The organism is Janthinobacterium kumbetense, from assembly GCF_023703445.1.
Lineage (GTDB): Bacteria > Pseudomonadota > Gammaproteobacteria > Burkholderiales > Burkholderiaceae_D > Janthinobacterium > Janthinobacterium kumbetense.
On sequence record NZ_JAMQGR010000039.1, the window covers coordinates 1 to 614 of the forward strand.

Sequence of the window (614 nt, forward strand, 5' to 3'; positions counted from 1 at the left end):
TGCCACTGAATGTAAGTCGCTGACCCATTATACAAAAGGTACGCAGTCACGGAACAAGTCCGCTCCTACTGTTTGTATGCACACGGTTTCAGGATCTATTTCACTCCCCTTCCGGGGTTCTTTTCGCCTTTCCCTCACGGTACTGGTTCACTATCGGTCGATTACGAGTATTTAGCCTTGGAGGATGGTCCCCCCATATTCAGACAGGATGTCACGTGTCCCGCCCTACTTGTCGTACGCTTAGTACCACCGGTCCGATTTCACATACGGGGCTATCACCCACTATGGCTCCTATTTCCAGAGGATTCTGTTATCGGTCCGACTATCACGTACAGGCTCTTCCCATTTCGCTCGCCGCTACTTTGGGAATCTCGGTTGATTTCTTTTCCTGCAGCTACTTAGATGTTTCAGTTCGCCGCGTTCGCCTTGCATACCTATGTATTCAGTATGCAATACCCTAAAAGGGTGGGTTGCCCCATTCGGAAATCTGCGGATCAAAGTGTGTTTGCTCACTCCCCGCAGCTTATCGCAAGCTACTACGTCCTTCATCGCCTGTAATCGCCAAGGCATCCACCATGTGCACTTATTCGCTTGTCCCTATAACGTTAGCCTCT

The 614-nt window shown here is 50.0% G+C and carries 1 rRNA gene; it reads right to left on the reverse strand.

Annotated features, from left to right (window positions below):
* Positions 1 to 597: ribosomal RNA gene (locus tag NCG91_RS27855) — 23S ribosomal RNA — on the reverse strand; the annotation flags it as partial.
* Positions 598 to 614 lie beyond the last annotated feature (17 nt).